This is a genomic window from Paenibacillus sp. MAEPY2 (assembly GCF_000499205.1).
In the GTDB taxonomy this organism is placed as follows: domain Bacteria; phylum Bacillota; class Bacilli; order Paenibacillales; family Paenibacillaceae; genus Paenibacillus; species Paenibacillus vandeheii.
Map to the genome: position 1 here is coordinate 1 of NZ_AWUK01000062.1, position 314 is coordinate 314.

1 protein-coding gene is annotated in these 314 nt (G+C 57.0%); it reads left to right on the top strand.

What is annotated here, in order from left to right; translation table 11 throughout:
* The coding region (locus tag P364_RS35835) for a beta-ketoacyl synthase N-terminal-like domain-containing protein (protein WP_036695189.1) at positions 1 to 314 on the top strand (314 nt) is incomplete at both ends.

A 314-nucleotide genomic window follows, 5' to 3' on the forward strand; every position in this document is an offset into this window, starting at 1 on the left:
GCGGTGGATACGATGTGTTCATCTTCGCTGACCTCCATTCATCTGGCATGCCAGAGTTTAAGACAGAACGAATGTCAGGTTGCGGTCGCCGGCGGGGTGAATGTGTCGGTCCACCCCAACAAATATATCATGTTGTCTCAAGGGCGATTCCTGTCCAGCAAAGGCCGGTGCGAGAGCTTTGGTGAAGGGGGCGACGGGTATGTGCCGGGTGAAGGCGTGGGTGCTGTCCTGTTAAAGCCGCTTGCACAAGCGGTTGCAGACGGGGACCGGATTTACGGCGTGATCAAAGGGTCGGCCTTGAATCACGGCGGCAA